Source organism: Serratia sp. B501 (assembly GCF_051172315.1).
GTDB classification, from domain to species: Bacteria; Pseudomonadota; Gammaproteobacteria; order Enterobacterales; family Enterobacteriaceae; genus Serratia; species Serratia ureilytica.
Map to the genome: position 1 here is coordinate 481951 of NZ_JBPIZB010000004.1, position 25750 is coordinate 507700.

A 25750-nucleotide genomic window follows, 5' to 3' on the forward strand; every position below is an offset into this window, starting at 1 on the left:
CGTGCAACCTCTCAAACGGACACTCACCGTGAGTTTGGGGGACATAAACAGCACGCGGCTGCTTATGCTCCCCGTCATGGTTGACTTGCAACGCGCTTTATTCAGCGTCATCGCTTTCCTGCTGCGGCTGTTGCTGCGCAGACGGATTGTTACCATGGTGATAGTTGCTTGAACCGCCGCTCGGATTGTTGCTGTGATGCGAGACCGGGCGTGACGGGACAACGGTAGAGATAGCGTGCTTGTACACCATCTGGCTAACCGTGTTCTTCAACAGGATGACAAACTGGTCAAAAGACTCAATCTGGCCTTGCAGCTTAATACCATTCACCAAATAAATAGAAACCGGAACACGTTCACGACGCAATGCGTTCAGGAACGGATCTTGCAAAGATTGCCCCTTAGCCATTCTATCTTTTCCTTATTTGCTTGTTGTTTGTAACTAAGAACCTGTCGGCTCTAAAATAAACGACGTAAAAAATTTGCGCGCTGAATACTCAGCAATTGTACACAATCACCCAACCTATGCACTAACAACCTGTGTCACCGAGTCCAAAGCCTCTCCCGGCTTTTCACTGTCCAACCAATGGACCGACTCCCAACCCCGTAACCAGGTCATCTGGCGTTTAGCCAACTGACGTGTTGCGCAAATACCACGATAAACCATCTCATCGTAACTAATTTCACCAGACAAGTATGACCACATCTGGCGGTAACCGACACAGCGAATGGAGGGCAAGTCCGTATGCAAATCACCCCGTGCGAAAAGTGCACGCGCTTCCGTCTCAAAACCCGCCGCCAACATTTGATGGTACCGCAGCTCGATGCGTTGATGGATCAACTCACGGCTGGTCGGCGCTATCGCAAATTGGTGAACTTGATACGGTAACGATTCACCCGAAATTTTAGTCAGTTCCGTTAAAGTTTTACCCGAAATAAAAAAAACTTCCAGTGCTCTGGACAGTCTCTGCGGATCATTCGGATGAATTCTCACTGCCGCGACCGGATCGATCGCCTGTAACTGACGATGCAGCGCCTCCCAGCCCTGCTCCGCCGCTTGCCGTTCGATGCGCTCGCGCACCGCGGGATCGGCGGACGGCAACGGCGACAATCCTTCCAGCAACGCCTTGAAATACAACATGGTGCCGCCCACCAACAGCGGAATGCGGCCGGCGGCGGTGATATCGGCCATCTCTTTCAGCGCATCGGCGCGGAACTCTGCAGCCGAGTAAGCTTCGGCGGGATCGCGAATATCGATCAGCCGATGCGGCGCCTGCGCCAATTCTTCGGCGCTCGGCTTGGCGGTGCCGATATCCATGCCGCGATAAATCAGCGCGGAATCGACGCTGATCAGTTCCACCGGCAGGCGCTCGCGCAGCGCGATCGCCAGCGCGGTCTTGCCCGAGGCGGTCGGCCCCATAATGAAAATAGCCGGGGGACGTGATGTCATTTCAGTTTCAGTCATGCTTGAGGGCCGCCAGTGCGGCCTGTAAATCAACGGGTTGTAAAAGTCCGCTCGGTGGCGATTTGACCAGCTGCGGGCAAAGTCGTTCAACGTCGGTCAGCAATTGTATCGCTTGCGAGGTGTTCCACTGTTCATGTTCGCTGCCGAGACGGCGAGCGAGCCAGGTGGCCAACACCGCGGGCGACATCTCCTGATGCTCAGCCAGATAGCCTAACAGTTCGGGTATCAGTTTTTGTAAATTTTGTTGGCGTAATGGTAAAGGCACTGCGCGCAGCGTCACACGACCGTGATCCGTCTGCAAATCCAGCCCCATCATCGTCAGCAGCGCCTGATGCCGCGCGATGGCCGCCGCTTCGTTCTTGTCCAACGTCAGCTTGACTGGGATCAGCAGCGGCTGCGGCCGCAGCCCTTCCGTCGGCGGATTGAGCTGCGCCTGGCGCAGCCAGCGCTCGGCCACCGTCAGGTTGAGCAACGCCGGCTGCTGGCGCTGTTCAATCAGTGCGTAGCACGGCGGATGGATCATCAGCACCCGACCAAAGCTGTGTTGCCCGCTCGCCAACGGCGTTTCCACGGCGGCTTTCACCGGTGGGAACAGCGGCGGCCGACTCGGGGCTTCCGGCGCGGCCTCAGCCTGCGGCTCGGCGGCAGGCCGCATCAGTTTGCCGTACAGCTCGCCTTCGCGTTTCTGGTAACCGCCCGCCGTTTGCCAACCGGGCTGCGGCGCGCGCTCGCGGGCAGCGCCGGCCGGTGGCGGCGTTTCGCGACGCGGCGCCGGCTGTGAAAAATGGTTGCCGCCGGCGGCGACGCGGTTTTCCTGCTGCCAGACCGGCGCAGGCGCCTCGTCAGGCGTTTCCGCCAGCGGCAGCGACGGCGTCTGCCCGGCCTGTTGCAGCACCGTGGTCACCGCCTGGTAGATAAAATCGTGCACCAGCCGCGCCTGATGGAAACGCACCTCGTGCTTGGCGGGATGAACGTTGACGTCCACCTGGTGCGGATCCACCTCCAGATACAACACGTAAGCGGGCTGCTGATCGTCTTTCAACTGATCCTGATAGGCCTGACGAATGGCGTGGTTGATCAAGCGATCGCGCATCATGCGGCTGTTGACGTAGCAATACTGCATTTCACCCAGCTGGCGCGCCCCGTCCGGATCCGCCACCCAACCGCGGATGCTCAGATCGCCATGCTGCCAGTCGATGTTCAGCGCATGCTGCAAAAACGCCGGGCCGCAGATGCTGCCCAAACGGCGCTCGTGCTGGCTTTCTTCCTTCGCCGCCCGATATTGGCGGATCAGTTTGCCGTTGTGGCTGAGGTTGATCGCCACATCGAAGCGCGCCAGCGCGATGCGCCGCACCACTTCATCGATATGGCCGAACTCGGTTTTCTCGGTGCGCATGAACTTGCGGCGCGCCGGGGTGTTGTAAAACAGATCCAGCACTTCCAGCGTGCTGCCGACCGGGTGCGCGGCGGGTTTGACCGTCACCGCCTGCTCGCGCCCTTCGGCATAGGCTTGCCACGCTTCGCTCTGGTCTGCTGTGCGCGACGTCAGGGTCAAACGGGAAACCGAGCTGATGCTGGCCAGCGCTTCGCCGCGAAAACCGAGGCTGACGATCGCTTCCAGGTCGTCGAGCGTGCTGATTTTACTGGTGGCGTGCCGCGCCAGCGCCAGCGCCAGATCGTCCTTGCCGATGCCGCAGCCGTTGTCGCGAATGCGGATCAACTTGGCGCCGCCGCGTTCGATATCGATATCGATGCGCGTCGCACCGGCGTCCAGGCTGTTTTCCACCAGCTCTTTGACGACCGACGCGGGGCGTTCGACCACCTCTCCGGCGGCGATCTGGTTGGCGAGCTGTGGCGGTAACACCTGGATAGGCATGCTGACTCCTGTAGCGGTGGCGCTAGGCCTGCGGAATGGTCAGCGTCCGATCCAGCGGCGCGACGTCCGACTTCAGATTATTGACCCGTTTCAAATCGCCGACGCTGACTCCGTAGCGAGAAGCGATGGAGGACAGCGTGTCCCCGCGGGCCACTTTATGTTTAGACGGCTTCTTCGCCGGCGTTTTCGCTTTGGCGACGGCGGTGACGGCGGCGGTTTTCCCCGCCGGCACCTTCAGGCGTTGCCCGACCCACACGCCGTCTTTCTTCAGTTTGTTCAGATCCCGCAGCGCCGCCATGGTCGTGCCGTAGCTGTCGGCGATGCCGGACAGCGTCTCCGCCCGTTTCACCACGTGGATCTGGGTCTTGCCGCTTACGCTGCGGCTCGCGCCGGCCGAGCTGACGATAGGCTCAGGCTGGCGCACGTCTGGTGTTGAAGTGTTAACCGCCGCTGCGACGTCCAGCGGTCGGTTTTCCACCTTTGGGTCGGCTTGCAGCGGATGCGCCAGGAAGTAGCTGCGCAGGCCGTTATGAATGGCCTTGGCAATCTTCTCCTGATACGCGCTACTGCCCAGCAGCCGCTCCTCCGTGCTATTACTGATAAATCCTGTTTCCACCAGCAGCGATGGAATATCCGGCGAACGCAGCACGCCCAGGCTGGCGTGTTCCGGCCGGCGTTTATGCAACGATCCGACGCTCTGCAGCTGCTGCAGCACCTTCACCGCCACATCGTAGCCAACGCGCTGCGAGTGGCCGAACTGCAGATCCAGCACCGCCTGGCTCAGATAAGGGTCGGCCTGGCTGTTGGCCAGCAAGTCGCCGGCGCCGCCGAGCAGCTCGGACTGCTTCTCATGCTGTTCGAGCCAACCGGCCATTTCGCTGTTGGCGCGGCGATTGGACAGCACCCAGACGGAAGCCCCGCTGGCGCTGCGGTTTGGCGCGGCGTCGGCGTGGATGGAGACCAGTACGTTGGCGCCCTGTTTACGCGCAACGTCGGAGCGCCCCATCACCGAGATGAAGTAGTCGCCGTTACGCGTCAGCACCGGCTTGAACTGCGGATCGGCGTCCAGCATCGCCTGCAGGCGGCGCGCGATGGCGATGGTGACATTCTTTTCTTTCAACCCGCTCGGGCCGATGGCGCCCGGATCCTGGCCGCCGTGGCCGGCGTCGATCGCCACCACCACCCGATCGCCGGAACCGGCGGAAACGCGGCTGCTGCGCGGCGTCACCTCAGTGGCGGTGCCCGCGACCACGCTCTGTTTATTGGTAAAGGGATTCGATCCCGTCGGCGCTTTGCGCAGCGGCGGCTCCGGCGCTTCACGCACCGCGACCGGCGCAGGCGTTTGGACCGGCGCTTTACGCGCCACGGTATTGACGCCGCCTTCGGCCGTAAGGGTGAATACCACGGTGTGCACGCCGCCGTTCTGGCGGGTGGAGACGCGGGTTTTAGCGCGCTGAGTCAGATCAAACACCAGGCGCACGCTCTGAGCGTCTTTCGGCGCGCTGGAGCGAATGCTTTTCACCAGGTTTTGGCCGCTGAAATTGAGCGGCAGCCCGCCGACCTTGCCTTTCTGGTTGACGTCCAGCACCACGCGCTCCGGGCCGTGCAGCGGGAAAAACGCGTAGTCCGGCGGGCCATTGAAGCTCACCGACACCGTCGCTTCGCGCTGGGCGTTGGACACTTTGATATCGGACAGCGAGGACGCCGCCAGCGCGTTCAACGCGCCGAGCGACCCCAGCACGGCGATCAGCATGATGACCGCAAATTTTTTCAACGCATGCGTCATTGCAGCATCATCCCTGTGATCCATGAATACGGTCTAACAGCTGGCTGCCGTAAGCAGAAATCGCCTCGATCTTCGCCTCTCGCCCCTCGCCCTGATAGCTGAGGTGCAGCGCCAGATCCGGCTCCGGCAGCACGCCGGTGCCCTGCTGCGGCCATTCGACCAGGCAGATGGCGTCTTGCGCGAAGTAATCGCGAATGCCCATAAATTCAAGCTCTTCCGGATCGGCCAGGCGATACAGATCGAAGTGATATACCGCCAAGGGCTGCAAGGCATAGGGCTCCACCAGCGTGTAGGTCGGGCTTTTGACATTGCCCTGATGCCCCAACGCCTGCAGGAAGCCACGGCTGAAGGTGGTTTTACCGGCGCCCAGGTCGCCGTAGAGATAGATGACGCTGGCGCGATCGCAGGCCTTGGCCAAAGTGGTGCCCAAAGCGACAGTCGCTGCCTCGTCCGGCAGAGGTAAAACGAGTTCTTTCATTCGATAAAGTCTATTTTGCCCACTCAGGGTTAACGAAATGAAGGATGTCCGGCAGTAAATCGGTCGCCAACATGCCTCTTGTTCCTTGTCTTTCCGCTACGCGATCGCCGGCCGCGCCGTGTACGACGCAGCCCGCACAGGCGGCATCATACAGCGAGAGCTTTTGCGCCAGCAAACCGCCGATGATGCCCGACAGCACATCGCCCATGCCGCCGGAGGCCATGCCGGCGTTGCCGACGTCGGCGATCGCCATCTGGCCCTGCTCATCGGCGATCAGCGTGCCGGCGCCTTTCAGCACCGCCACGCCGCCGTAGCGCGCCGTCAAGTTACGCACGGCAAGTAAGCGATCACTCTCGATGTCGGCAGTGCTGCAGCTCAACAGCCGCGCCGCCTCTCCGGGATGCGGAGTCATCACGCGATTCTGCCGTTTCTCGGGATTTAATGCCAGCAAGTTCAGCGCATCGGCGTCCCACAAGGCCGGTTTATCGCTGGTTTGCAGCACGTTCAAGGCGTTTTTGCCCCACTCAGCCTGGCCCAGCCCCGGGCCAATCACCAGCACGTCCGCCCATTGCATCGCCTGCCGCAAGGTCGTCTCGTCCAGCGCCTGCGCCATCAACTCCGGCCTGGCCGCCAGCAGCGACGCGACGTGCTCAATGTGAGTAAGCACTCGCACCAATCCAGCCCCGCTGCGCAGCGCCGCTTCCGCCGCCATGCGAATGGCGCCGCCGAATCCGCGGTCGCCGCCCACCAGCAGCAGACGGCCATGCTCGCCCTTATGGGCGCAGGGGCGCCGCGGATGCAGCCAGCGCGGCAACGCCTCGGCGGTAAGCCGCTGAATCTGTTCCGGTTGCTTCGCCAACCAATCCGTTAAGCCTAGCGTATTCTGATGAAGTTGCCCGACCCAGTCGCGCGCCTGCCCGGTCAGCAAACCCGGCTTGAGGCCGATGAACGTGACGGTATGCGCGGCACGCACAACCGCGCCCGGCGCCGCGCCGCTTTCCGCCAGCAGCCCGGACGGAATATCGAGCGCCACCACCGGCGCCGAATGGCGGTTGGCGGCCTCGATCAGCGCATCGTAAGGCGCGCGCGGCGCGCTGCCCAGGCCGGTGCCTAACAGACCGTCGATAATAAGAGAGACGGACGCCGGCCAGCGGCTGTTCGCCGGCAGAATATCGCCGCCGGCGGCCAGCCAGGCCTCGCGGGCCGCTGCGGCCTCCGGCGGCAAAGGGCGTGCGCCTTCGCAGGTGATCACCGTCACCTGCACGCCCGCCGCCTTCGCCAAACGCGCCACTACATAGCCGTCGCCGCCGTTGTTGCCGTGGCCACAGAGCACCAGCCAGTGGTTGCAGGAGGGATAAGTGTCGCGCGCCAGTACGTAGGCCGCCTGACCGGCGCGCAGCATTAAATCGTAAAGAGAAAGACCGAGCGAGGCCGCCGCCGCAGGTTCCGAACGACGGATCCAATCCGCAGGCCAGACAGAGTGTGGTAAACTGTCAGCGTGTGCTTTTTCACTGTGGCCCGTCATGACGCACCCCCTCGATCTCCATCAACTCGCCCAACATATCAAGCAATGGGGGCAATCGCTAGGATTCCAGCAGGTTGGCATCTGCGATACCGATCTCAGCCTGGAAGAGCCGAAGCTGCAGGCCTGGCTCGACAAACAGTACCACGGCGAGATGGAGTGGATGGCGCGCCACGGCATGCTGCGCGCACGCCCTCACGAGCTGTTGCCGGGCACGCTGCGGGTGATCAGCGTGCGCATGAACTACCTGCCGGCCAAGGCGGCGTTCGCCAGCACCCTGCAGAACCCGCAATTGGGCTACGTCAGCCGCTATGCGCTGGGGCGCGATTATCACAAGCTGTTGCGTCAGCGCCTGAAAAAGTTGGGCGATCAGATCCAGGCCTACTGCGGCGAACTGAATTTCCGCCCCTTTGTCGACTCGGCGCCGGTCATGGAGCGCGCGCTGGCCGCCAAGGCGGGCATCGGCTGGGTTGGTAAACACTCACTAATTCTTAACCGCGAAGCCGGATCCTGGTTTTTCCTCGGCGAACTGCTGATCGACCTGCCGCTGCCGGTGGATCAGCCGCAGGAAGAGCAGTGCGGCCGCTGCGTCGCCTGCATCACCACTTGCCCGACCGGGGCCATCGTCGCGCCCTACACCGTCGATGCCCGGCGCTGCATTTCCTATCTGACCATCGAACTGGAAGGCGCGATCCCGGAGGAATTCCGGCCGCTGCTCGGCAACCGTATCTACGGCTGCGACGACTGCCAGCTGATCTGCCCGTGGAACCGATTTTCGCAACTCACCGACGAAGACGATTTCAGCCCGCGCGCCGCGCTGCATGCGCCGCAGCTGATCGATCTGTTCAGTTGGACGGAAGAAAAATTCCTGCGCATCACCGAAGGCTCGGCGATACGCCGCATCGGTCACCTGCGCTGGCTGCGCAATATCGCCGTGGCGCTGGGCAATGCGCCTTATGAGGACAGCATCGTGCTCGCGCTGCGCACGCGTTTGGACCAGGACGCCATGCTGGACGAACATATCCACTGGGCGCTGGCGCAACAGCTCGCTCGCCGTGAAGCGCAGGGCATCGAGGTGCAAACGGCGCAGAAAAAACGGTTGATACGGGCTGTGGAAAAAGGTTTGCCAAGGGATGCCTGACGGGGTGCGCCGCACGGGCGTATCGCCCGAAATCTCACTCTGTGGATTTGTGCATAAAAATAAAAACACGTTGTCTTTCAACTGCAACAAAAAGAGCAAGTGATCGGCATAACGTTTTGGGATAAATAAATAAGCTTATAAATCAAATGTATAAATATTTAATTTGTATGACGTTGATTTTTCAGGCTGGCGGGTTTATGTACAGAGGCTGTGGATAACTCTGTTCACAACGTTTTTAGCAGGTGTGTAAAACGGGACAAAAACCCGCGCCGGATAAGGCGTTGGATTTGAGTTTGAAACGAAGAGAAAATTGGAGCGGGAAACGAGACTCGAACTCGCGACCCCGACCTTGGCAAGGTCGTGCTCTACCAACTGAGCTATTCCCGCATTGAGATGCTTTTGGCATCCGGTCACCAAACACTGGCGTGACCTTTGAATTTTTGGAGCGGGAAACGAGGCTCGAACTCGCGACCTCAACCTTGGCAAGGTTGCGCTCTACCAACTGAGCTATTCCCGCGTCGCATAGGTACTGCTTGATACTGCTTTATTTATTCATCATGCCGCATCGCGACATTGTTGAATTTGGAGCGGGAAACGAGACTCGAACTCGCGACCCCGACCTTGGCAAGGTCGTGCTCTACCAACTGAGCTATTCCCGCCCGGCGTATCGATGGTGGAACTTTACGAAATTCTTCATCGGTACGGGGTGCGCATTATACGAGAAATCCTTTTTGTCGCAAGCCCCTGAAAGCAAAAAAACGCGATTTTTGTTTGATTGCCGATTAAAGCGCCAGATTGGCGAATTAAGCGGCTAAAAACGGCGTTTTTTCCCCGCAGAGGCCGCCATCGCCTTAAAGCTGAATGAAATGCTCGCGGTAATAAGCCAGTTCGGCCACCGATTCGCGGATGTCATCCAGCGCCTGATGGGTGCCCTGCTTCTTAAAGCCGCCGAGAATTTCCGGCTTCCAACGGCGCGCCAGTTCTTTCAGCGTGCTGACGTCCAGGTAGCGGTAATGGAAGTAGGCCTCCAGCTCCGGCATGTAGCGGAACAGGAAACGGCGATCCTGGCCCACGCTGTTGCCGCAGATCGGCGATTTACCGGCCGGCACCCATTGCTGCAGGAAGGCGATGGTTTCCAGCTCGGCGGCGCGATCGTCCTGCCGGCTGGCTTTCACCCGCTCCACCAGCCCGCTGCCGGTATGGGTGCGCACGTTCCACTCGTCCATCAAGGCCAGCTGCTCGTCGGATTGGTGCACGGCGATCACCGGCCCTTCCGCCAGGATGTTCAGATTGGCGTCGGTGACCAGCGTGGCGATCTCGATAATGCGGTCACGCTCGGGATCCAGCCCGGTCATCTCCAAATCGATCCAAATCAGGTTATTTTCGTTTGCTGTCATGATGTTTCCTGCCTAAAAGCCGAGAGAAAAACGCTGTGCGGACGAGACGACGGCCGCCGCCGATGGCGACACGCCGCAGCCGGCGGCTAACAACGGTTATTTAATATAAAATAGCGTGTATCATAGTCTTTTTGGTCGCCATGGGCGACATATACCCTGACGGGTTCAAGGCTGCGCCCGGGGCAAGTCCCCCGCCGCGGCTATGCGTATACGTAAAGGTATAAAACCGATTCAAGTGAGGCGCAGTGAGTAAGAACAAACTGTCCAAAGGTCAGCAACGCCGCGTGCAGGCGAACCATCAGCGCCGTCTGAAGCGCGCCGATAACAAACCGGAACCGGATGATTCCCAGCTGGGCGAGCCGCAGGAAGGCGTCGTCATCAGCCGTTTCGGCATGCACGCCGACGTTGAGGCGCCGGATGGCACTCAGCACCGCTGCAACATCCGCCGCACATTGCGTTCGCTGGTGACCGGCGATCGCGTGGTGTGGCGCCCCGGCCTGGGCGCCCATGAAGGGGTAAAAGGCATTGTGGAAGCGGTGCACGAACGCACCTCGGTGCTGACGCGCCCGGACTTCTATGACGGCGTGAAGCCGATCGCCGCCAATATCAATCAGATCGTCATCGTGTCGGCGATCCTGCCCGAGCTGTCACTGAACATCATCGACCGTTATCTGGTGGCCTGCGAAACGCTCGAAGTCGAGCCGCTGATCGTGCTCAACAAAATTGACCTGCTGGACGCCGAAGCGCGCAAGCTGGTCGACGGCATGATGGATATCTATCGCAAGATTGGCTACCGGGTGCTGGAAGTCTCCAGCCAAACGCGGGAAGGCATGGCGGAGTTCGAACAGGCGCTGGCCGGGCGCATCAGCATCTTCGCCGGTCAGTCCGGGGTCGGCAAGTCCAGCTTGCTGAACGCGCTGCTGCCGCCGTCTGAAGAGCAAATTCTGGTAAATCAGGTTTCCGACGTCTCGGGCCTCGGGCAACATACCACCACCGCCGCGCGGCTGTACCATTTCCAGCACGGCGGCGACGTGATCGACTCCCCAGGGGTGCGCGAGTTTGGCCTGTGGCACCTGGAGCCGGAACAAATCACCCGCGGCTTTGTCGAATTTCGTGATTATTTAGGCGGTTGCAAATTCCGCGACTGCCGCCACGATACCGATCCCGGCTGCGCCATTCGCGCGGCGATGGAGAAAGGCGATATCGCGCAAGAGCGGTTCGACAACTATCACCGTATTCTGGAAAGCATGGCGCAGGTGAAGGTTCGCAAGAACTTCACGGACGCCGCAGACTGACACTGACGAGCGAGCATTGACGACGGCGGAGCCCTCGTTACAATGCGCGCCCTTTACCCTGATTCACGAGGTTAACGTGCTGGATAGCATCAAGATTAAACTGCAATATTGGCTGCCGAAGCTGGCGCTGACCCGCCTGGCGGGCTGGGGCGCCGACAAACGGGCCGGCTGGCTGACCCAACTGGTGGTCAAAACCTTCGCCCGCTTCTACCGCGTGGACATGCAGGAAGCGCAAAATCCGGACCTGGCGTCTTACGCCACCTTCAACGACTTCTTCGTGCGCCCGCTGCGCGACGGCGCGCGCCCGATCGTCGCCGACGCCAACTGGCTGGCGCTGCCTGCCGATGGCGCCATCAGCCAGCTCGGCCCGATCCGCGACGATCAAATCTTCCAGGCCAAAGGCCACCACTACAGCCTCGAAGCGCTGCTGGCCGGCAACTATCTGTTGGCCGAGCCGTTCCGCAACGGCCTGTTCGCCACCACCTATCTGGCGCCGCGCGACTATCACCGCGTACACATGCCGTGCGCCGGCGTGCTGCGCGAAATGATCTATGTGCCGGGCGATTTGTTCTCGGTCAACCCGCTCACCGCCGCCAACGTGCCTAACCTGTTCGCGCGCAACGAGCGCGTGATCTGCGTATTCGACACCGACATCGGGCCGATGGTGCAAATCCTGGTCGGCGCCACCATCGTCGGCAGCATCGAAACCGTCTGGGACGGCACCGTCACGCCGCCGCGCGAAGGCATCATCAAGCGCTGGACCTACCCGGCCGCCGGCGAAGAAGGCGCTATCGCGCTGGAAAAAGGCGCCGAGATGGGCCGTTTCAAACTCGGCTCCACGGTGATCAACCTGTTTACCGCAGGCAGCGTGCAGTTTGCGCCGCAGCTGCATAACGGCACCGTCACCCGCATGGGTGAAGCCTTCGCCGAAATCCCGGCCGCCGCTGAAACGCCACAGACCCCGCTCTAAAGGAATCGACGCCGTGCGCCTTTTCATCACGCTTTTGCTCGGTTGCCTGCTGTGGCAACCGGCGCTGGCCGCCCCCGTGCCGACCGAGACCCAGCTCAAACAGGAGCTGAAGCAGGCGGAAAGCAGCAAAAACGCGCCGAATCAGGCGGAAACCACCGAGGCGCTGCAAAGCGCCCTCAACTGGCTGACGGAGCGCAAAGAGTCGCAGACTCGCTCCGAGCAGTATCAGAGGGTGATCGACGATTTTCCGAAGATGACGCAGGAGCTGCGCCGTCAGCTGGTGCTGGAAAGCAACAAGATCTTGCCTAACGGCGACGATCTGCCGGCCGCCGAGCTGGAACAGCAGATCCTGCAAACCAGCAGCCTGCTGCTGGAACAGGCGCGCCTGCTGCAGCAAGAACAGGATCGCACGCGGGAGATCAGCGATTCGCTCGGCCAGCTGCCGCAGCAGCAGACCGACGCCCGCCGTGCGCTGACGGAAGTGCAGCGCCGCCTGCAGGCGCAGCCCGCCAACCCGACCACGCCTTATGCGCAGGCCGCCCTGGCCCTGCTGCAGGCCGAAGCCGCGGCGCGCAAAGCCAAAGTGGACGAGCTGGAGCTGGCGCAGCTGTCGGCCAACAACCGTCAGGAGCTGGCGCGCATGCGCGCCGAGGTCTATAAAAAGCGCCACGAGAAAATAGACGTTCAGCTGCAGGCGCTGCGCAACAACCTCAACGCCCAACGACAACGCGAAGCAGAGCTGGCGCTGGAAAAAACCGAGCAGTTGGCCGAGCAGAACGGCGATTTGCCAAAAAGCATCAGCCAGCAGCTGCAGATCAACCGCGAACTGTCCGCCGCGCTGAACAGCCAGGCGCAGCGCATGGATCTGATTTCATCGCAGCAGCGGCAGGCGGCGGCGCAGACGCTGCAGGTGCGCCAGGCGCTGAGCACCATCATCGAGCAGGCCCAGTGGCTCGGTTCGTCGTCGGCGCTGGGGGAAACCCTGCGCGCCCAGGTGGCGACACTGCCGGAAATGCCCAAGCCGCAACAGCTGGACGGCGACATGGCCCAGCTGCGCGTGCAGCGCCTGCAGTTTGAAAACCAGCTGGAAAAACTGTCGCAGCGCGAATTCAAACGCGACGACGGCAGCGCGCTGACCAATCAGGAGCAACGCATCGTCGATGCCCAGCTGCGCACCCAGCGCGAGCTGCTCAACTCGTTGTTATCCGGGTGCGACACCCAAATCCTCGAGCTGACCAAGCTGAAGGTGGCCAACACCCAGCTGATCGAAGCGTTGAACGAAATTCGCGACGCCACCCACCGCTATCTGTTCTGGGTGCCGGACGTCAATCCGATCAACTTCTCCTACCCGCTCAACGTGGCGCACGATCTGACGCGCGTCCTGTCGCTGGACACGCTGTCTCAACTCGGCGGCGCCTTCATGATGATGGTGACCAGCCGCGAAACGCTGATCCCGATCTTCGGCGCCCTGCTGCTGGTGATTTTCAGCATCAGCTCGCGCAAGCACTACCACGCCTTCCTCGAGCGCGCGAGCAGCCGCGTCGGCAAGGTGACGCAGGACGAATTCTTCCTGACGGTGCGCACCGTGTTCTGGTCGATTCTGGTGGCGATGCCGCTGCCGGTGCTGTGGGCCGCGCTCGGTTACGGCCTGCAAAGCGCCTGGAACTACCCGGTGGCGGAAGCGATCGGCAAAGGGGTAACCGCCACGCTGCCGATCCTGTGGATCTGCATGATCTGCGCCGCCTTCGCCCACCCGCAGGGGCTGTTCATCGTGCACTTCCGCTGGCCGGCGAAGCAGGTTTCGCGCGCCATGCGCTACTACAAGATGTCGATCTGGCTGATCGTGCCGCTGATCATGGCGCTGATCACCTTCGATAGCCTGAAAGAACGCGAGTTCGCCAACACCCTGGGGCGGCTGTGCTTCATCCTGCTGTGTCTGGCGCTGGCGCTGGTCACCCACAGCCTGAAACGCGCCGGCATTCCGCTGTATCTGGATAAAAACGGCTCCGGCGACAACATGCTCAACAGCGCCTTCTGGGGGCTGCTGCTGTCGGCGCCGCTGCTGGCGGCGCTGGCCTCGACCGTCGGTTACCTCACCACCGCGCAGGCACTGTTGGCGCGTCTGGAAACTTCGGTGGCGATCTGGTTCCTGCTGCTGGTCGTCTACCACATCATCCGCCGTTGGATGTTGATCCAGCGGCGGCGCATCGCCTTCGATCGCGCCAAGCAGCGCCGCGCCGACATCCTGGCCCAGCGCGCCCGCGGCGAAGACGAAACTTCACATACCCCGAACAGCACCGAAGGCGCCATCGATCCGGACGATTCGGACTTCGATCTGGACACCATCAGCGCCCAGTCGCTGCGGCTGGTGCGTTCGATCCTGACGCTGATCGCGCTGGTGTCGGTGATCGTACTGTGGTCGGAGATCCACTCCGCGTTCGCCTTCCTGGAAAATATCTCGCTGTGGGACGTAACCTCGACGGTGAACGGCGTGGAAACCGCCCATCCGATCACCCTCGGCGCGGTTCTGATCGCCATTCTGGTGTTGATCATCACCATGCAGCTGGTGCGCAACCTGCCGGCGCTGCTGGAGCTGGCGGTGCTGCAGCACCTGGATCTGTCCCCGGGCACCGGCTACGCCATCACCACCATCACCAAGTACCTGCTGCTGCTGTTCGGCGCGGTGCTCAGCTTTGCCTGGATCGGCATCGAATGGTCGAAACTGCAGTGGGTGGTTACCGCGCTCAGTCTGGGGTTGGGCTTCGGCATGCAGGAGATCTTCTCCAACTTCATCTCCGGCTTGATCATCCTGTTCGAGAAACCGATCCGCATCGGCGACACCGTGACGATCCGCAACCTGACCGGCACCGTCACCAAGATCAATACCCGCGCCACCACCATCTCGGACTGGGACCGCAAAGAGATCATCGTGCCGAACAAAGCGTTCATCACCGAACAGTTCGTCAACTGGTCGCTGTCGGATACCCTGACCCGTGTGGTGCTGACCGTACCGGCGCCGGGCGAGGCCAACAGCGAAGAAGTGACCAAGATCCTGATGAACGCCGCCGAGCGCTGCGCGCTGGTGCTGGATAACCCGGCGCCGGAGGTCTATCTGGTCGATCTGCAGCAAGGCATTCAGATCTTCGAGATGCGTATTTACGCCGCCGAGATGGGCCACCGTATGCCGCTGCGCCATGAGATCCATCAGCTGATCCTGGCGGGCTACCGCGAGCACGGCATCACGCTGCCGTACCCGCCGTTCCAGGTGCGTACCGAGACGCTGTCGCGGCTAACCAACAACGGCCGCACGCCGCCGTCCACGCCGGCGCCGAACACCAAGCGCGACGCCGGGGGGCTGTAAGCGTTTCTCGCGATAAAAAAAGGGCCGGCAAATGCCGACCCCCTTTTTTGCTTTTGACCCGTCCTGAAACGTCAGGCGATCCCGACCGGGAAGGCTAATACGTCGCTCAGGCTCTCGGCGCCCAGCGCCAGCATCACCAGACGATCCACGCCCAGCGCCACGCCGGAACACTCCGGCATGCCGTGCTGCAACGCCGCCAACAGGTTGTAGTCGATCGGTTGCTGCGGCAGGCCGCGCTCCGCGCGTTTGCGGTTGTCCTGCTCGAAACGCTGCTGTTGTTCACGGCCGTCGGTCAGCTCGCGGAAACCGTTCGCCAGCTCGATGCCCTTGAAGTACACCTCGAAACGCTCCGCCACGCGGTGGTCTTCGGTGCTGATCTCCGCCAACGCCGCCTGGCTGGCCGGGAAGTGGTACACGAACGCCGGTTTTTCACGGCCGATATGCGGTTCCACGCCCACGGTGAACAGCAGCTGCAGCAGCGTATCGCGATCTTCTTCGGTATCGGCGATGTTGCTCAGATCGAGTTTGGCCGCCGCTTCGCGCAGCTGCGCCTTCTCCACCGACAGCGGATCGATGTCCAGATGGCGCAGGAACGCCTGCTGATAGGACAGGGTCTCCGCGCTCTCGCAGTCCAGCACCTGTTGCAGCAGATCGTCCACTTCATTCATCAGGCGGTACATGTCGTAGTGCGGACGGTACCACTCCAGCATGGTGAATTCCGGGTTGTGATGCCGCCCGGCTTCTTCATTGCGGAAGCTGCGCCCCATTTGGTAGATCGGGCCGCTGCCCGCCGCCAACAGGCGCTTCATGTGATATTCCGGGCTGGTCATCATGTATAGCGTCAGGCCCTCTGCCGCTCCCGGCCCGACGAAACGCGTCTCGAACGGGAACAGGTGAACGTCGGTGACCGTCGCCTGGCTCATGGTGGGCGTCTCAACTTCCAGCACGCCACGATCGGCGAAGAAACGCCGGATCTCAGCCAGAATCGCTGCGCGTTTCAACAAATTGGCGATGGGTGCACTAGGCTGCCAGCTTGCCGTTTCGCTCATGGTAATTAACTCCGAAATCAAACAGGGGATGCAGTCTACTCGCATCCTTGCAGCCAAACAAATTCTTCACGATGCGCAACCGGCGATAACGCCAATTTCCGATAAAAGGGCGGCAAAAGCGCGTTAAAAAGGGTAAAGCCGGCCGAACGCGCAAAAAAACAGACAAGCCTGCCGGGCAGGCGTTAATCGACAAAACAATCGATCACATCAAATTTCGACTACTTAACTTTAGGTATAGTTAATTCCCCATTATTGGTGGGAGATATCTATCCTTAACCTTTAAGCAACATTAATCGGTTCAATTAGTTAGCACCCGAAGAGTTCGCTAAATTTTAAGCATAGATATTTAACTTGCCGTTCTTAACAAGAACATTGGAGGAATGCAGTGCAAACCTTTAACGCCGATCTTGCCATTATTGGGGCCGGGGGCGCTGGTTTACGTGCAGCAATAGCCGCAGCGGAAGCCAATCCCCAACTGAAAATCGCGCTGATCTCTAAGGTCTACCCGATGCGCAGCCACACGGTCGCCGCCGAGGGGGGCTCCGCCGCCGTCACCCAGGATCACGATACCTTCGACTATCACTTCCACGACACCGTCGCCGGCGGCGACTGGCTGTGCGAGCAGGACGTGGTCGATCACTTCGTGCATCAGTGCCCGCGCGAGATGACCCAGCTTGAGCAGTGGGGCTGCCCATGGAGCCGCAAACCGGACGGTTCGGTCAACGTGCGGCGCTTCGGCGGCATGAAGATCGAACGCACCTGGTTCGCCGCCGACAAGACCGGCTTCCACATGCTGCACACCCTGTTCCAGACTTCGCTGAAATACCCGCAAATCCAACGCTTCGACGAGCACTTCGTGCTGGATATCCTGGTGGATGACGGCCAGGCGCGCGGCCTGGTGGCGCTCAACATGATGGAAGGCACCCGCGTGCAGATCCGCGCCAACGCGGTGGTGATGGCCACCGGCGGCGCCGGGCGCGTTTATCGCTACAACACCAACGGCGGCATCGTTACCGGCGACGGCATGGGCATGGCGTTCCACCACGGCGTACCGCTGCGCGACATGGAGTTCGTGCAGTATCACCCGACCGGCCTGCCCGGTTCCGGCATCCTGATGACCGAGGGCTGCCGCGGCGAAGGCGGCATTCTGGTGAACAAAGACGGCTACCGTTACCTGCAAGACTACGGCATGGGCCCGGAAACCCCGCTGGGCGAGCCGAAGAACAAATACATGGAGCTGGGCCCGCGCGATAAAGTGTCCCAGGCCTTCTGGCACGAATGGCGCGCCGGCCGCACCATCGCCACCCCGCGCGGCGACGTGGTCTACCTCGATCTGCGCCACCTGGGCGAGAAAAAGCTGCTGGAGCGGCTGCCGTTCATCTGTGAACTGGCCAAAGCCTACGTCGGCGTCGATCCGGTGAAAGATCCGATCCCGGTGCGCCCTACCGCGCACTACACCATGGGCGGCATTGAAACCGACCAGAACTGCGAAACCCGCATCAAAGGGCTGTTCGCAGTCGGCGAATGCTCCTCCGTCGGCCTGCACGGCGCCAACCGTCTCGGCTCCAACTCGCTAGCGGAACTGGTGGTATTCGGCCGCGTCGCCGGTGAACACGCCGCGCGCCGCGCGCTGGAAACCGCGCCGGCCAACGGCAGCGCGCTGGATGCGCAAACCCGCGACGTCGAAACCCGCCTGAGCAACCTGATGAAGCAGGAAGGCAACGAAAACTGGGCGAAGATCCGCGACGAAATGGGGCTGTCGATGGAAGAAGGCTGCGGCATCTACCGCACGCCGGAGCTGATGCAAAAAACCATCGATAAGCTGGCCGAGCTGAAAGAACGTTTCAAGCGCGTCAAAATCACCGACAACACCAGCGTGTTCAATACCGATCTGCTGTACACCATCGAGCTGGGTTATGGTCTGGACGTCGCTGAATGCATGGCGCACTCCGCATTTAACCGCAAAGAGTCGCGCGGCGCCCACCAGCGCCTGGACGAAGGCTGCACCGAGCGTGACGACGTCAACTTCCTCAAGCATACGCTGGCGTTCCACAATCCGCAGGGCGCGCCGCGTCTCGAATACAGCGACGTGAAAATCACCAAGCTGCCGCCGGCCAAACGCGTCTACGGCGCAGAAGCCGAAGCGCAGGAGAAAAAGAATAAGGAGCAGGCAAATGGCTGAGATGCAAACCCTGAAGATCGAAGTCATGCGCTATAACCCGGAAAGCGACGCCGAGCCGCATTTCGTCACTTACGCCGTGCCTTACGACGAACAGACCTCGCTGCTCGACGCGCTGGGCTATATCAAGGATAACCTGGCGCCGGACCTCTCCTACCGCTGGTCTTGCCGCATGGCGATCTGCGGCTCCTGCGGCATGATGGTCAACCGCGTGCCGAAGCTGGCGTGCAAAACCTTCCTGCGCGACTACGTCGGCGGCATGAAGGTCGAAGCGCTGGGCAACTTCCCGATCGAGCGCGATCTGGTGGTCGACATGACCCACTTCATCGAAAGCCTGGAGGCGATCAAACCGTACATCATCGGCAACGATCGCAAACCGGAGGATGGCCCGAACGTGCAGACTCCGGCGCAGATGGCCAAATACCACCAGTTCTCCGGCTGCATCAACTGCGGCCTGTGCTACGCGGCGTGCCCGCAGTTCGGCCTCAACCCCGAGTTTATCGGCCCGGCGGCGATCACGCTGGCGCACCGCTATAACCTGGACAACCGCGACCACGGCAAGAAACAGCGCATGCCGCAGCTCAACGGCCAAAACGGCGTCTGGAGCTGCACCTTCGTCGGCTATTGCTCCGAAGTCTGTCCGAAACACGTCGATCCCGCCGCCGCTATCCAGCAAGGCAAGGTGGAGAGCGCCAAAGACTTCATGATCGCCATGTTGAAGCCGCAATAAGGGAGAAAATTGCCATGACAACTCAACGTAAGCCCTATGTGCACACCATGACGCCCACCTGGTGGCAAAAGCTCGGCTTCTACCGTTTCTACATGCTGCGCGAAGGCACCTCGGTGCTGGCCGTCTGGTTCAGCATCGTGCTGCTCTACGGCGTGTTCGCGCTGAAGGGCGGCGCCGAGAGCTGGGCCGGCTTCGTCGGTTTCTTGCAGAATCCGCTGGTGCTGTTAATCAACGTCGTCGCATTGCTGGCGGCGGCGCTGCACACCAAAACCTGGTTCGATCTGGCGCCGAAGGCCGCCAATATCGTGGTCAACAGCGAGAAAATGGGACCGGGCCCCATCGTGAAAGGGCTGTGGGCCGTCACGATCGTCGTCAGCGTGGTCATCCTGGCCGTGGCCCTGTTCTAATCCGGAGGAAACATGATAAATCAAGCACCTAAACGCTCCGACGAGCCGGTTTTCTGGGGATTGTTCGGCGCCGGCGGCATGTGGGGCGCGATCGTCGCGCCGGCTATCGTGCTGCTGATCGGCATTTTGCTGCCGCTGGGGCTGTTCCCCGGTGAAGCGCTGGGTTACGAGCGCGTGCTGGCGTTCTGCCAGAGCCTGATCGGCCGCCTGTTCCTGCTGCTGATGATCATTCTGCCGCTGTGGTGCGGCCTGCACCGCATCCACCATGCGATGCACGATCTGAAGATCCACGTACCGGCCGGCAAATGGGTGTTCTACGGTCTGGCGGCGATCCTCAGCGTGGTCACCGTTATCGGCGTCGTCACCCTGTAAACCGCTCAGGTGGCCAACGCCCGTTGGCCGCCCTTTTCTCATCGGCTACACTGTCTACTCGCCCCCGGTAAACAGGAGTCACCGATGCGTTTATGGTCAAAGCGTTGCGTCATGCTTTCCGCCCTGATCTCCGTCGCCTGCAGCGTCTCTCCGGCTAAAGACATCAAGGTCGTGAACAATTTCGACAGCCAGCGCTATCTCGGCACCTGGTATGAGATCGCACGTCTGGATCATCGTTTTGAACGCGGTTTGCAGCAGGTGACCGCCCACTACAGCCCACGCGCCGACGGCGGGCTGAAAGTCATCAATCGCGGCTTCAATCCGCAGAAACAGCAATGGCAAGAAAGCGAAGGCAAAGCCTACTTTATCGGTTCACCGCAGGTCGCGGCGCTGAAAGTGTCGTTCTTCGGCCCCTTCTATGGCGGCTACAACGTGATTGCCCTGGATCCGGCGTATCGCTACGCGCTGGTTTGCGGCCCGAACCGCGACTATCTGTGGATCCTGTCGCGCACGCCGACGCTTGACGCCGCCGTGCGCGACCGCTTATTGCAGACAGCCAAAGGCTACGGTTTCGCCACCAACAAGCTGATTTGGGTGCAGCAGTCCGCCGATCAGTGACTGCTGAACTTCAGCCCGAGTATGCCGACCACGATCAGGCACAGGCTGATGATGCGCGCAATATTGGTCGATTCGCCCAACAGCACCATGCCCATGATGGCCGCACCCACCGCGCCGATGCCGGTCCACACCGCGTAGGCGGTGCCGGCGGGCAGCGTTTTCATGGCGTTGGCCAACAGCAACATGCTGACCACCATCGCGGCGATGGTGATGATGCTCGGCGTCAGCCGGGTAAAACCGTGGGTGTATTTCAGACCGATAGCCCAAACCACTTCGAGCAAACCGGCGATAAGCAGAATAATCCAGGCCATGAGACGGCCTCCCTACCACTGGGGTCGTCCCCGATAAAATGACGCGTAAACGGGTCGTCCCGTTTAGCGAGGTGATGCATGACGGGTAACCTCACCCGCACTGCGGCAGGATAGCAGCAGCGTTAACGCTCAGGCAAGGGATAGAAATGTGGCGGCTCTCCGCAGCCGGAACGCCGCCGGGTGGAATGCGGATTATTCCGCGCTGCGCTGAATAGCCTTGCCGCCGGCCTGAATGTCTTCACCCACACCGCGGGTGGTATTACAGGCGGTCAGCGAGCTCAAAATCATCAAAGAGAAGATCGCGATAATACTTTTCTTCAGCATAAGAAAGTCCTTATTTGTCGTTGATGAAAAAGTACGGCTTTCTAAGCGTAGTCAAAATTGACGGAGGGTGTGGGATCGTGACCGGCTTTGTGGCGCAAATACATCGGGTTAAAGGCGGGATCAGCTGGCCGTGCGGGAGATGGCGCCGCCGAGATGCTGAACGTCTTCGCCAAAACCGCGAAACGTATTGCAACTGCTGAGGGAGAAAAGGAACAACAGGGAGAGCACGGCCAACAGCGTTTTCTTGAACATGCGGATTTTCTGCCAACGAACGGGGATGGGATAAAACAGAGGAACCGCGGGGGTTCCTCTGTTTTGAAACTTACTTAACGCGAGAGACGTATTCGCCAGAGCGAGTGTCAACCTTGATCACTTCGCCGATCTGGACGAACAACGGCACTTTTACCACGGCGCCGGTGCTCAGGGTAGCCGGCTTGCCGCCAGTCCCTGCGGTATCGCCTTTCAGGCCAGGATCGGTATCGGTGATTTCCGCTTCGATGAAGTTCGGCGGCTGAACGGCGATTGGACGGCCATCCCACAGGGTGATGATGCACTCTGCGTTATCCTGCAGCCATTTGGCCGCGTCGCCGACGGTTTTGCCGTCAACCTGATGCTGTTCGAAAGACTCAGGGTGCATGAAGTGGTAGAACTCACCGTCGCTGTACAGGTAGTTCATGTTGGTGTCCATCACGTCTGCGCCTTCGCAAGAATCGGTAGACTTGAAGGTTTTTTCCACGCGGGTGCCGGTCAGCAGACGGCGCATTTTCACGCGCGCGAACGCCTGGCCTTTGCCCGGCTTAACGAACTCACTGGCTTCGACGGCGTAAGGTTCGCCCTCGAACATGATTTTAAGACCCGGACGGAAATCGTTGCTAGAATAAGTCGCCATGATGGCCCTCTGAATATTTGAACTGGTAGCTTAGCCAAAAAAATGGCACACATTATAACCCAAAGTACGGCACATAGAGAAGATTGGTTGCATCAACTCGCCGATGTTATTACCGATCCCGATGAATTACTGCAGCTTTTGTCACTGAATACGCACCCGGAACTGCCGCAGGGGCGCGATGCCCGTCGGCTGTTTGCCCTGCGCGTGCCGCGCGCCTTCGCTGCGCGCATGCGCCCCGGCGATGCCAACGACCCGCTGCTGCGCCAGGTGCTGACCGCCAGAGAGGAGTTCATCAACGCCCCAGGGTTCACCACCGATCCGCTGGATGAACAGCGCAGCGTGGTGCCGGGCCTGCTGCACAAATACCGCAATCGCGCGCTGCTGCTGGTCAAAGGCGGCTGTGCGGTCAACTGCCGTTACTGTTTCCGCCGTCACTTCCCCTATCAGGATAATCAGGGCAACAAGAACAACTGGCGGCAGGCGCTGGATTATATCCGCCAACACCCGGAACTGGACGAGATCATTTTTTCCGGCGGCGATCCGCTGATGGCCAAAGACAGCGAGCTGGAGTGGCTGGTCGGCGAGCTGGAGGCCATCCCGCACCTGAAACGCCTGCGCATTCACACCCGTCTGCCGGTGGTGATCCCGGCGCGCATTACGGCGGCGCTGTGCCGCCTGCTGTCGGCCTCGCGCCTGCAGGTGCTGATGGTCACGCACATCAACCACGCCAACGAAATCGACCGCGAGCTGCAGAGCGCCATGGCCCAGTTGCGCCTCGCCGGCGTCACGCTGCTCAACCAGAGCGTGCTGCTGCGCGACGTCAACGACGATGCCGATACGCTGGCGGCGCTCAGCAACGCGCTGTTCGACGCCGGCATCCTGCCCTATTACATCCACGTGCTGGACAAAGTGCAGGGCGCGGCGCATTTCATGGTCAGCGACGATGAAGCGCGCGTCATCATGCAGGCGCTGCTGAGCAAGGTGTCCGGTTATCTGGTGCCGCGCCTGACGCGTGAAGTGGGCGGCGAACCGAGCAAAACGCCGATCGACCTGCGCCTGATGCAGGAGTGACGCGCGCCACAGGGCTCGACGAAACGAAAAGAGGAATGCCGTGGCATTCCTCTTTTTTATCTCTTCGCGGCGTTAGGCCTCAGCGCCTTACGGGCACTTGTAAACCTGGCCGACCATTTTGCTGTCCAGCGGCGCGAAGCTGGAGAGCAGGTTCTGGCTTGGGCTGTTGGCGCCGTAAATGACGTTGCCGCCCATCGCCGCTGCCTTGTTGCGCAGATCGTTGGCCGCACCGCGCATGGAGCTGCCTTCACCGCCGTTGCCGGACAGCCAGTTGCTCTGGGTGCCGGTCACTTCCCCCAGCAGCTGGCATTCCGCCGCCGGCTTGCTGTCGGTGAACTTGATCTGCTGACCCGCAGCGGTCAGTTCATGAGTGGTGCTGCAACCCGCCAGCAGCATCGCTGCCGAAAGACCCAGTAAGGCTTTAATCCGCATCTTGTTCCCCATTCGATGTTGAGAATTACGCAAAATCTTCTACCCGTCGCCTTTCAAGCTGTAGCGTTGTTGACTGCACTAGCTCACCCCAGTTACTTACTCAAGTAAGCGCCTGGGGACTCACGAGCTGGCCGCCTAGCTACAACTTGAAATTCATAGGGTATATCAGAAAGCGATGCCATCTCTTAAGCATCCGTTGCCACGCGAGCGGGCCAACGTCTTGAGCGACAGCTGATGACTTACCAGTTTACCAGCTAAATCGCCCCGGGCGGCAAAAATATCATCAAATACAGTGCGGCGGCGTTATACCCAACCGGCACCGGCCGCCGATGGCTGCGCCTGCTCTTCGTCCTGGCGCGGTTCCCCCTCCGCCAGTTTGAATACCGCCACCGCCTGCGCCAGCAGGGCCGCCTGTTCCTCCACGCCGACGGCGGTGGTCGCCACCTCCTCCACCAGCGCGGCGTTCTGCTGGGTCACCTGATCCATCTGGGTCACCGCCACCCCGACCTGCTCGACGCCTTTGCTTTGCTCTTCCGACGCATAGGAGATGTTATCCATCAGCGACGTCACCTGGTTCACCGAGCCGACGATGGCATTCATCGTCTCGCCCGCCTGTTCCACCAGCCGCACGCCGGCGGCGATATCGCCGGTTACGCCGTCGACCAGACCGCTGATCTCCTTGGCCGAAGTCGCGCAGCGCTGCGCCAGATTGCGCACTTCGCCGGCTACCACCGCAAAACCCCGCCCCTGCTCCCCGGCACGCGCGGCCTCGACGGCGGCGTTCAGCGCCAGAATGTTGGTCTGGAAGGCGATGCCGTCGATCACGCTGGTGATATCCCCCACCTGACGCGCGCTGTCGTTGATCGCCCGCATCTTGTCGACCGCGCTGGCCATCAGCGTTTCGCCGTTGCGGGCAATGGCGGCGGTCTGATTGACCATGCCGGCGGCCTGAGTGGCGTTATCGGCGTTTTGCCGCACCGTGGCGGTGATCTGCTCCATGCTGGCGGCGGTTTCCGTCAGCGCGCTGGCTTGTTCTTCGGTGCGGCTGGAGAGATCGGCGTTGCCGACGGCGATCTCGTGCGTACCGTGGTTGATCGACTCCACGCCGTCACGCACCTGCTGCACGGTGGCACTCAGCTCCTGCTGCATCGTGCGTAGGCTGGCGAACAGCATGCCGATCTCATTGTTGTTGCGTACCGCGATCTCGCTGCGTAGATCGCCGCGCCCAACCTTTTGCAAATGTTCGGCGATCTGGCGCAGCGGCAGAATCAAGCGCCGGCGGAAATCACGCTGCACGGCGACCAGCAGCAGCAGGATCGCCGCCAGGGTGCCGCTTAGCAGGCGAGCGAAGACTTTTTGGGTCTGCTCCGCCTCTTCCACTGCCAGACGGTGGGCAGCCACCGTGGCCCGCATGTAGTCGGCAAACTGGTTATCCAGCCGCTGGCGCACCTGGCGCTTCTCTGCCGCCATGGCGTGCAGCCGCTCGATCAGCGCCGCCTGCGGCGTGTCGGCCAACAGCGTCAGTTCTTGCTTCAGCACCGCCTGCTGCGCCAGGTAGACCTTTTTCATCGCCTCGCCCAGATCCGGGCGCGATACCGTCAGGCCCGGCGTCTCCCAAAACAGGTTGAACGCGACGTCGGCGCTGCGCAGCTCACCGCGCGCCTCATCGATACCCTGTTGAATATCGGCTCTGCTGGTCTGCGCCCAGCGCTCGAACGCCATGTTGTCGATCAGCGTCTGCGTTTGCAGCAAAGCACGCCAACTGCGGTTCAGCGCCGCTTCCTCGTCGGAGAAGGTGCTCATCCTGTCGATGCTGTGGCCGTTTTGCTGCATGAAATAGAAGGCGATGGCGCCGGTTCCCATGGGCATCAAGCCCAGCAGCAACAGCATCAACATCAGCCAGGTGGCTATTTTCATATTTTTCAGCATAAGTCGTCTCCGTTGACAGTCACACCGGCGAGGGGAAATTCCCCGCTCGGTAAGGGCTATATCGGTACGAAACGACAACGGTTTAGGGTAAAAGCAAAATAATGCAATAATTCATTCAGTGAACTAATAACAAGCTAAATAAACATTCTTT

The 25750-nt window shown here is 60.9% G+C and carries 24 protein-coding genes and 3 tRNA genes; 10 read left to right on the top strand and 17 right to left on the bottom strand.

Translation table 11 applies throughout. From position 1 onward, the window contains the following. Positions 1-97: 97 nt before the first annotated feature. The 6 genes from hfq to nnr all read right to left on the bottom strand — a co-directional run bounded on the left by hfq (position 98) and on the right by nnr (position 7127). Positions 98-406, bottom strand: coding sequence for an RNA chaperone Hfq (hfq, locus tag ACSBQV_RS15860; protein WP_004933678.1), 309 nt, complete (start codon positions 404-406; stop codon positions 98-100). Positions 407-520: 114 nt separating this feature from the next. Further along, the gene (gene miaA / locus ACSBQV_RS15865; protein ID WP_047025079.1) at positions 521-1462 is read right to left on the bottom strand and encodes a tRNA (adenosine(37)-N6)-dimethylallyltransferase MiaA; all 942 of its coding nucleotides are present in this window, start codon (positions 1460-1462) and stop codon (positions 521-523) included. Further along, on the bottom strand, positions 1455-3338 hold the full coding sequence (gene mutL / locus ACSBQV_RS15870; RefSeq protein ID WP_099783302.1) for a DNA mismatch repair endonuclease MutL: 1884 nt from the start codon (positions 3336-3338) through the stop codon (positions 1455-1457). The genes miaA and mutL overlap by 8 nt, the downstream gene beginning before the upstream one ends. 22 nt (positions 3339-3360) lie before the next feature. Next, a complete protein-coding gene (gene amiB / locus ACSBQV_RS15875) occupies positions 3361-5124 on the bottom strand; it encodes an N-acetylmuramoyl-L-alanine amidase AmiB (protein ID WP_434991462.1) in 1764 nt (587 codons plus the stop codon). 7 nt (positions 5125-5131) lie between these two features. Then, positions 5132-5602 carry a tRNA (adenosine(37)-N6)-threonylcarbamoyltransferase complex ATPase subunit type 1 TsaE gene (gene tsaE / locus ACSBQV_RS15880; RefSeq protein ID WP_025305017.1) on the bottom strand — a complete coding sequence of 157 codons (471 nt, stop codon included), beginning with the start codon at positions 5600-5602 and terminating at the stop codon, positions 5132-5134. A 10-nt stretch (positions 5603-5612) separates the two neighbouring features. Then, positions 5613-7127 carry a bifunctional ADP-dependent NAD(P)H-hydrate dehydratase/NAD(P)H-hydrate epimerase gene (gene nnr, locus ACSBQV_RS15885; RefSeq protein ID WP_434991463.1) on the bottom strand — a complete coding sequence of 505 codons (1515 nt, stop codon included), beginning with the start codon at positions 7125-7127 and terminating at the stop codon, positions 5613-5615. Here nnr and queG point away from each other — a divergent pair. After that, on the top strand, positions 7126-8265 hold the full coding sequence (gene queG / locus ACSBQV_RS15890) for a tRNA epoxyqueuosine(34) reductase QueG (protein WP_033651499.1): 1140 nt from the start codon (positions 7126-7128) through the stop codon (positions 8263-8265). The genes nnr and queG overlap by 2 nt on opposite strands. 311 nt (positions 8266-8576) lie before the next feature. Here queG and ACSBQV_RS15895 read toward each other — a convergent pair. The 4 genes from ACSBQV_RS15895 to orn all read right to left on the bottom strand — a co-directional run bounded on the left by ACSBQV_RS15895 (position 8577) and on the right by orn (position 9662). Then, positions 8577-8652, bottom strand: a tRNA-Gly gene (locus ACSBQV_RS15895). Between the two features lie 54 nt (positions 8653-8706). After that, positions 8707-8782: transfer RNA gene (locus ACSBQV_RS15900), tRNA-Gly, on the bottom strand. Between the two features lie 66 nt (positions 8783-8848). Continuing rightward, positions 8849-8924 (bottom strand) — tRNA-Gly (locus ACSBQV_RS15905). A gap of 192 nt (positions 8925-9116) precedes the next feature. Next, positions 9117-9662, bottom strand: coding sequence for an oligoribonuclease (gene orn, locus ACSBQV_RS15910; protein ID WP_033641618.1), 546 nt, complete (start codon positions 9660-9662; stop codon positions 9117-9119). 245 nt (positions 9663-9907) lie between these two features. Here orn and rsgA point away from each other — a divergent pair, with 245 nt between their 5' ends. The 3 genes from rsgA (at position 9908) to mscM (ending at position 15288) form a co-directional block, all read left to right on the top strand. Further along, positions 9908-10957: a small ribosomal subunit biogenesis GTPase RsgA gene (rsgA, locus tag ACSBQV_RS15915; protein ID WP_033641617.1), complete on the top strand. Its 1050-nt coding sequence runs from the start codon at positions 9908-9910 to the stop codon at positions 10955-10957. A 76-nt stretch (positions 10958-11033) separates the two neighbouring features. Beyond that, a complete protein-coding gene (asd, locus tag ACSBQV_RS15920) occupies positions 11034-11927 on the top strand; it encodes an archaetidylserine decarboxylase (RefSeq protein WP_099783308.1) in 894 nt (297 codons plus the stop codon). Positions 11928-11940: 13 nt separating this feature from the next. After that, the gene (gene mscM, locus ACSBQV_RS15925) at positions 11941-15288 is read left to right on the top strand and encodes a miniconductance mechanosensitive channel MscM (protein WP_042783512.1); all 3348 of its coding nucleotides are present in this window, start codon (positions 11941-11943) and stop codon (positions 15286-15288) included. A gap of 71 nt (positions 15289-15359) precedes the next feature. Here mscM and epmA read toward each other — a convergent pair whose 3' ends face one another. Continuing rightward, a complete protein-coding gene (gene epmA / locus ACSBQV_RS15930; RefSeq protein WP_099783310.1) occupies positions 15360-16337 on the bottom strand; it encodes an elongation factor P--(R)-beta-lysine ligase in 978 nt (325 codons plus the stop codon). 385 nt (positions 16338-16722) lie between these two features. Between epmA and frdA the strand changes: the two genes are divergently transcribed. The 5 genes from frdA to blc all read left to right on the top strand — a co-directional run bounded on the left by frdA (position 16723) and on the right by blc (position 20643). After that, positions 16723-18519 carry a fumarate reductase (quinol) flavoprotein subunit gene (gene frdA, locus ACSBQV_RS15935; RefSeq protein WP_042783510.1) on the top strand — a complete coding sequence of 599 codons (1797 nt, stop codon included), beginning with the start codon at positions 16723-16725 and terminating at the stop codon, positions 18517-18519. Beyond that, a complete protein-coding gene (locus ACSBQV_RS15940; protein ID WP_033648713.1) occupies positions 18512-19246 on the top strand; it encodes a succinate dehydrogenase/fumarate reductase iron-sulfur subunit in 735 nt (244 codons plus the stop codon). Before frdA ends, ACSBQV_RS15940 begins: the two co-directional genes overlap by 8 nt. 14 nt (positions 19247-19260) lie before the next feature. After that, positions 19261-19653 carry a fumarate reductase subunit FrdC gene (gene frdC / locus ACSBQV_RS15945; RefSeq protein WP_099783312.1) on the top strand — a complete coding sequence of 131 codons (393 nt, stop codon included), beginning with the start codon at positions 19261-19263 and terminating at the stop codon, positions 19651-19653. Between the two features lie 12 nt (positions 19654-19665). Next, positions 19666-20025 carry a fumarate reductase subunit FrdD gene (gene frdD, locus ACSBQV_RS15950; protein ID WP_042783508.1) on the top strand — a complete coding sequence of 120 codons (360 nt, stop codon included), beginning with the start codon at positions 19666-19668 and terminating at the stop codon, positions 20023-20025. A gap of 84 nt (positions 20026-20109) precedes the next feature. Next, positions 20110-20643 (top strand): outer membrane lipoprotein Blc, encoded by a 534-nt coding sequence (gene blc, locus ACSBQV_RS15955; RefSeq protein WP_434991464.1) that lies wholly within the window; start codon positions 20110-20112, stop codon positions 20641-20643. On the opposite strand, the gene sugE is transcribed toward blc, so the two are convergent. The 4 genes from sugE to efp all read right to left on the bottom strand — a co-directional run bounded on the left by sugE (position 20637) and on the right by efp (position 22167). Continuing rightward, complete coding sequence (gene sugE / locus ACSBQV_RS15960) at positions 20637-20954, bottom strand: quaternary ammonium compound efflux SMR transporter SugE (RefSeq protein ID WP_004929669.1); 318 nt, start codon at positions 20952-20954, stop codon at positions 20637-20639. The genes blc and sugE overlap by 7 nt on opposite strands. 192 nt (positions 20955-21146) lie before the next feature. Beyond that, positions 21147-21278: an entericidin A/B family lipoprotein gene (locus ACSBQV_RS15965; RefSeq protein WP_004929668.1), complete on the bottom strand. Its 132-nt coding sequence runs from the start codon at positions 21276-21278 to the stop codon at positions 21147-21149. 120 nt (positions 21279-21398) lie between these two features. Further along, on the bottom strand, positions 21399-21530 hold the full coding sequence (locus ACSBQV_RS15970) for an entericidin A/B family lipoprotein (protein WP_004929667.1): 132 nt from the start codon (positions 21528-21530) through the stop codon (positions 21399-21401). A gap of 70 nt (positions 21531-21600) precedes the next feature. Next, on the bottom strand, positions 21601-22167 hold the full coding sequence (gene efp / locus ACSBQV_RS15975; RefSeq protein WP_004929666.1) for an elongation factor P: 567 nt from the start codon (positions 22165-22167) through the stop codon (positions 21601-21603). Positions 22168-22209: 42 nt separating this feature from the next. On the opposite strand from efp, the gene epmB reads away from it, so the two are divergent. After that, positions 22210-23238 carry an EF-P beta-lysylation protein EpmB gene (gene epmB / locus ACSBQV_RS15980; RefSeq protein ID WP_099783316.1) on the top strand — a complete coding sequence of 343 codons (1029 nt, stop codon included), beginning with the start codon at positions 22210-22212 and terminating at the stop codon, positions 23236-23238. 87 nt (positions 23239-23325) lie between these two features. On the opposite strand, the gene ACSBQV_RS15985 is transcribed toward epmB, so the two are convergent. Together ACSBQV_RS15985 and ACSBQV_RS15990 are read right to left on the bottom strand one after the other, a co-directional pair. Next, positions 23326-23670, bottom strand: coding sequence for a DUF4156 domain-containing protein (locus tag ACSBQV_RS15985; protein ID WP_025305007.1), 345 nt, complete (start codon positions 23668-23670; stop codon positions 23326-23328). 303 nt (positions 23671-23973) lie between these two features. Further along, positions 23974-25599 (bottom strand): methyl-accepting chemotaxis protein, encoded by a 1626-nt coding sequence (locus ACSBQV_RS15990; protein ID WP_099783318.1) that lies wholly within the window; start codon positions 25597-25599, stop codon positions 23974-23976. Positions 25600-25750: the final 151 nt, after the last annotated feature.

Excerpts from the sequence above, each read along its gene's own strand:
- queG (WP_033651499.1), top strand. The coding sequence starts at position 7,126 with ATGACGCACCCCCTCGATCTCCATCAACTCGCCCAACATATCAAGCAA.
- efp (WP_004929666.1), bottom strand. The coding sequence starts at position 22,167 with ATGGCGACTTATTCTAGCAACGATTTCCGTCCGGGTCTTAAAATCATG.
- hfq (WP_004933678.1), bottom strand. The coding sequence starts at position 406 with ATGGCTAAGGGGCAATCTTTGCAAGATCCGTTCCTGAACGCATTGCGT.
- ACSBQV_RS15965 (WP_004929668.1), bottom strand. The coding sequence starts at position 21,278 with ATGCTGAAGAAAAGTATTATCGCGATCTTCTCTTTGATGATTTTGAGC.
- ACSBQV_RS15970 (WP_004929667.1), bottom strand. The coding sequence starts at position 21,530 with ATGTTCAAGAAAACGCTGTTGGCCGTGCTCTCCCTGTTGTTCCTTTTC.
- nnr (WP_434991463.1), bottom strand. The coding sequence starts at position 7,127 with ATGACGGGCCACAGTGAAAAAGCACACGCTGACAGTTTACCACACTCT.
- sugE (WP_004929669.1), bottom strand. The coding sequence starts at position 20,954 with ATGGCCTGGATTATTCTGCTTATCGCCGGTTTGCTCGAAGTGGTTTGG.
- epmB (WP_099783316.1), top strand. The coding sequence starts at position 22,210 with ATGGCACACATTATAACCCAAAGTACGGCACATAGAGAAGATTGGTTG.
- mutL (WP_099783302.1), bottom strand. The coding sequence starts at position 3,338 with ATGCCTATCCAGGTGTTACCGCCACAGCTCGCCAACCAGATCGCCGCC.
- frdC (WP_099783312.1), top strand. The coding sequence starts at position 19,261 with ATGACAACTCAACGTAAGCCCTATGTGCACACCATGACGCCCACCTGG.
- orn (WP_033641618.1), bottom strand. The coding sequence starts at position 9,662 with ATGACAGCAAACGAAAATAACCTGATTTGGATCGATTTGGAGATGACC.
- blc (WP_434991464.1), top strand. The coding sequence starts at position 20,110 with ATGCGTTTATGGTCAAAGCGTTGCGTCATGCTTTCCGCCCTGATCTCC.
- ACSBQV_RS15940 (WP_033648713.1), top strand. The coding sequence starts at position 18,512 with ATGGCTGAGATGCAAACCCTGAAGATCGAAGTCATGCGCTATAACCCG.
- tsaE (WP_025305017.1), bottom strand. The coding sequence starts at position 5,602 with ATGAAAGAACTCGTTTTACCTCTGCCGGACGAGGCAGCGACTGTCGCT.
- ACSBQV_RS15990 (WP_099783318.1), bottom strand. The coding sequence starts at position 25,599 with ATGCTGAAAAATATGAAAATAGCCACCTGGCTGATGTTGATGCTGTTG.
- frdD (WP_042783508.1), top strand. The coding sequence starts at position 19,666 with ATGATAAATCAAGCACCTAAACGCTCCGACGAGCCGGTTTTCTGGGGA.
- epmA (WP_099783310.1), bottom strand. The coding sequence starts at position 16,337 with ATGAGCGAAACGGCAAGCTGGCAGCCTAGTGCACCCATCGCCAATTTG.
- amiB (WP_434991462.1), bottom strand. The coding sequence starts at position 5,124 with ATGACGCATGCGTTGAAAAAATTTGCGGTCATCATGCTGATCGCCGTG.
- miaA (WP_047025079.1), bottom strand. The coding sequence starts at position 1,462 with ATGACTGAAACTGAAATGACATCACGTCCCCCGGCTATTTTCATTATG.
- ACSBQV_RS15985 (WP_025305007.1), bottom strand. The coding sequence starts at position 23,670 with ATGCGGATTAAAGCCTTACTGGGTCTTTCGGCAGCGATGCTGCTGGCG.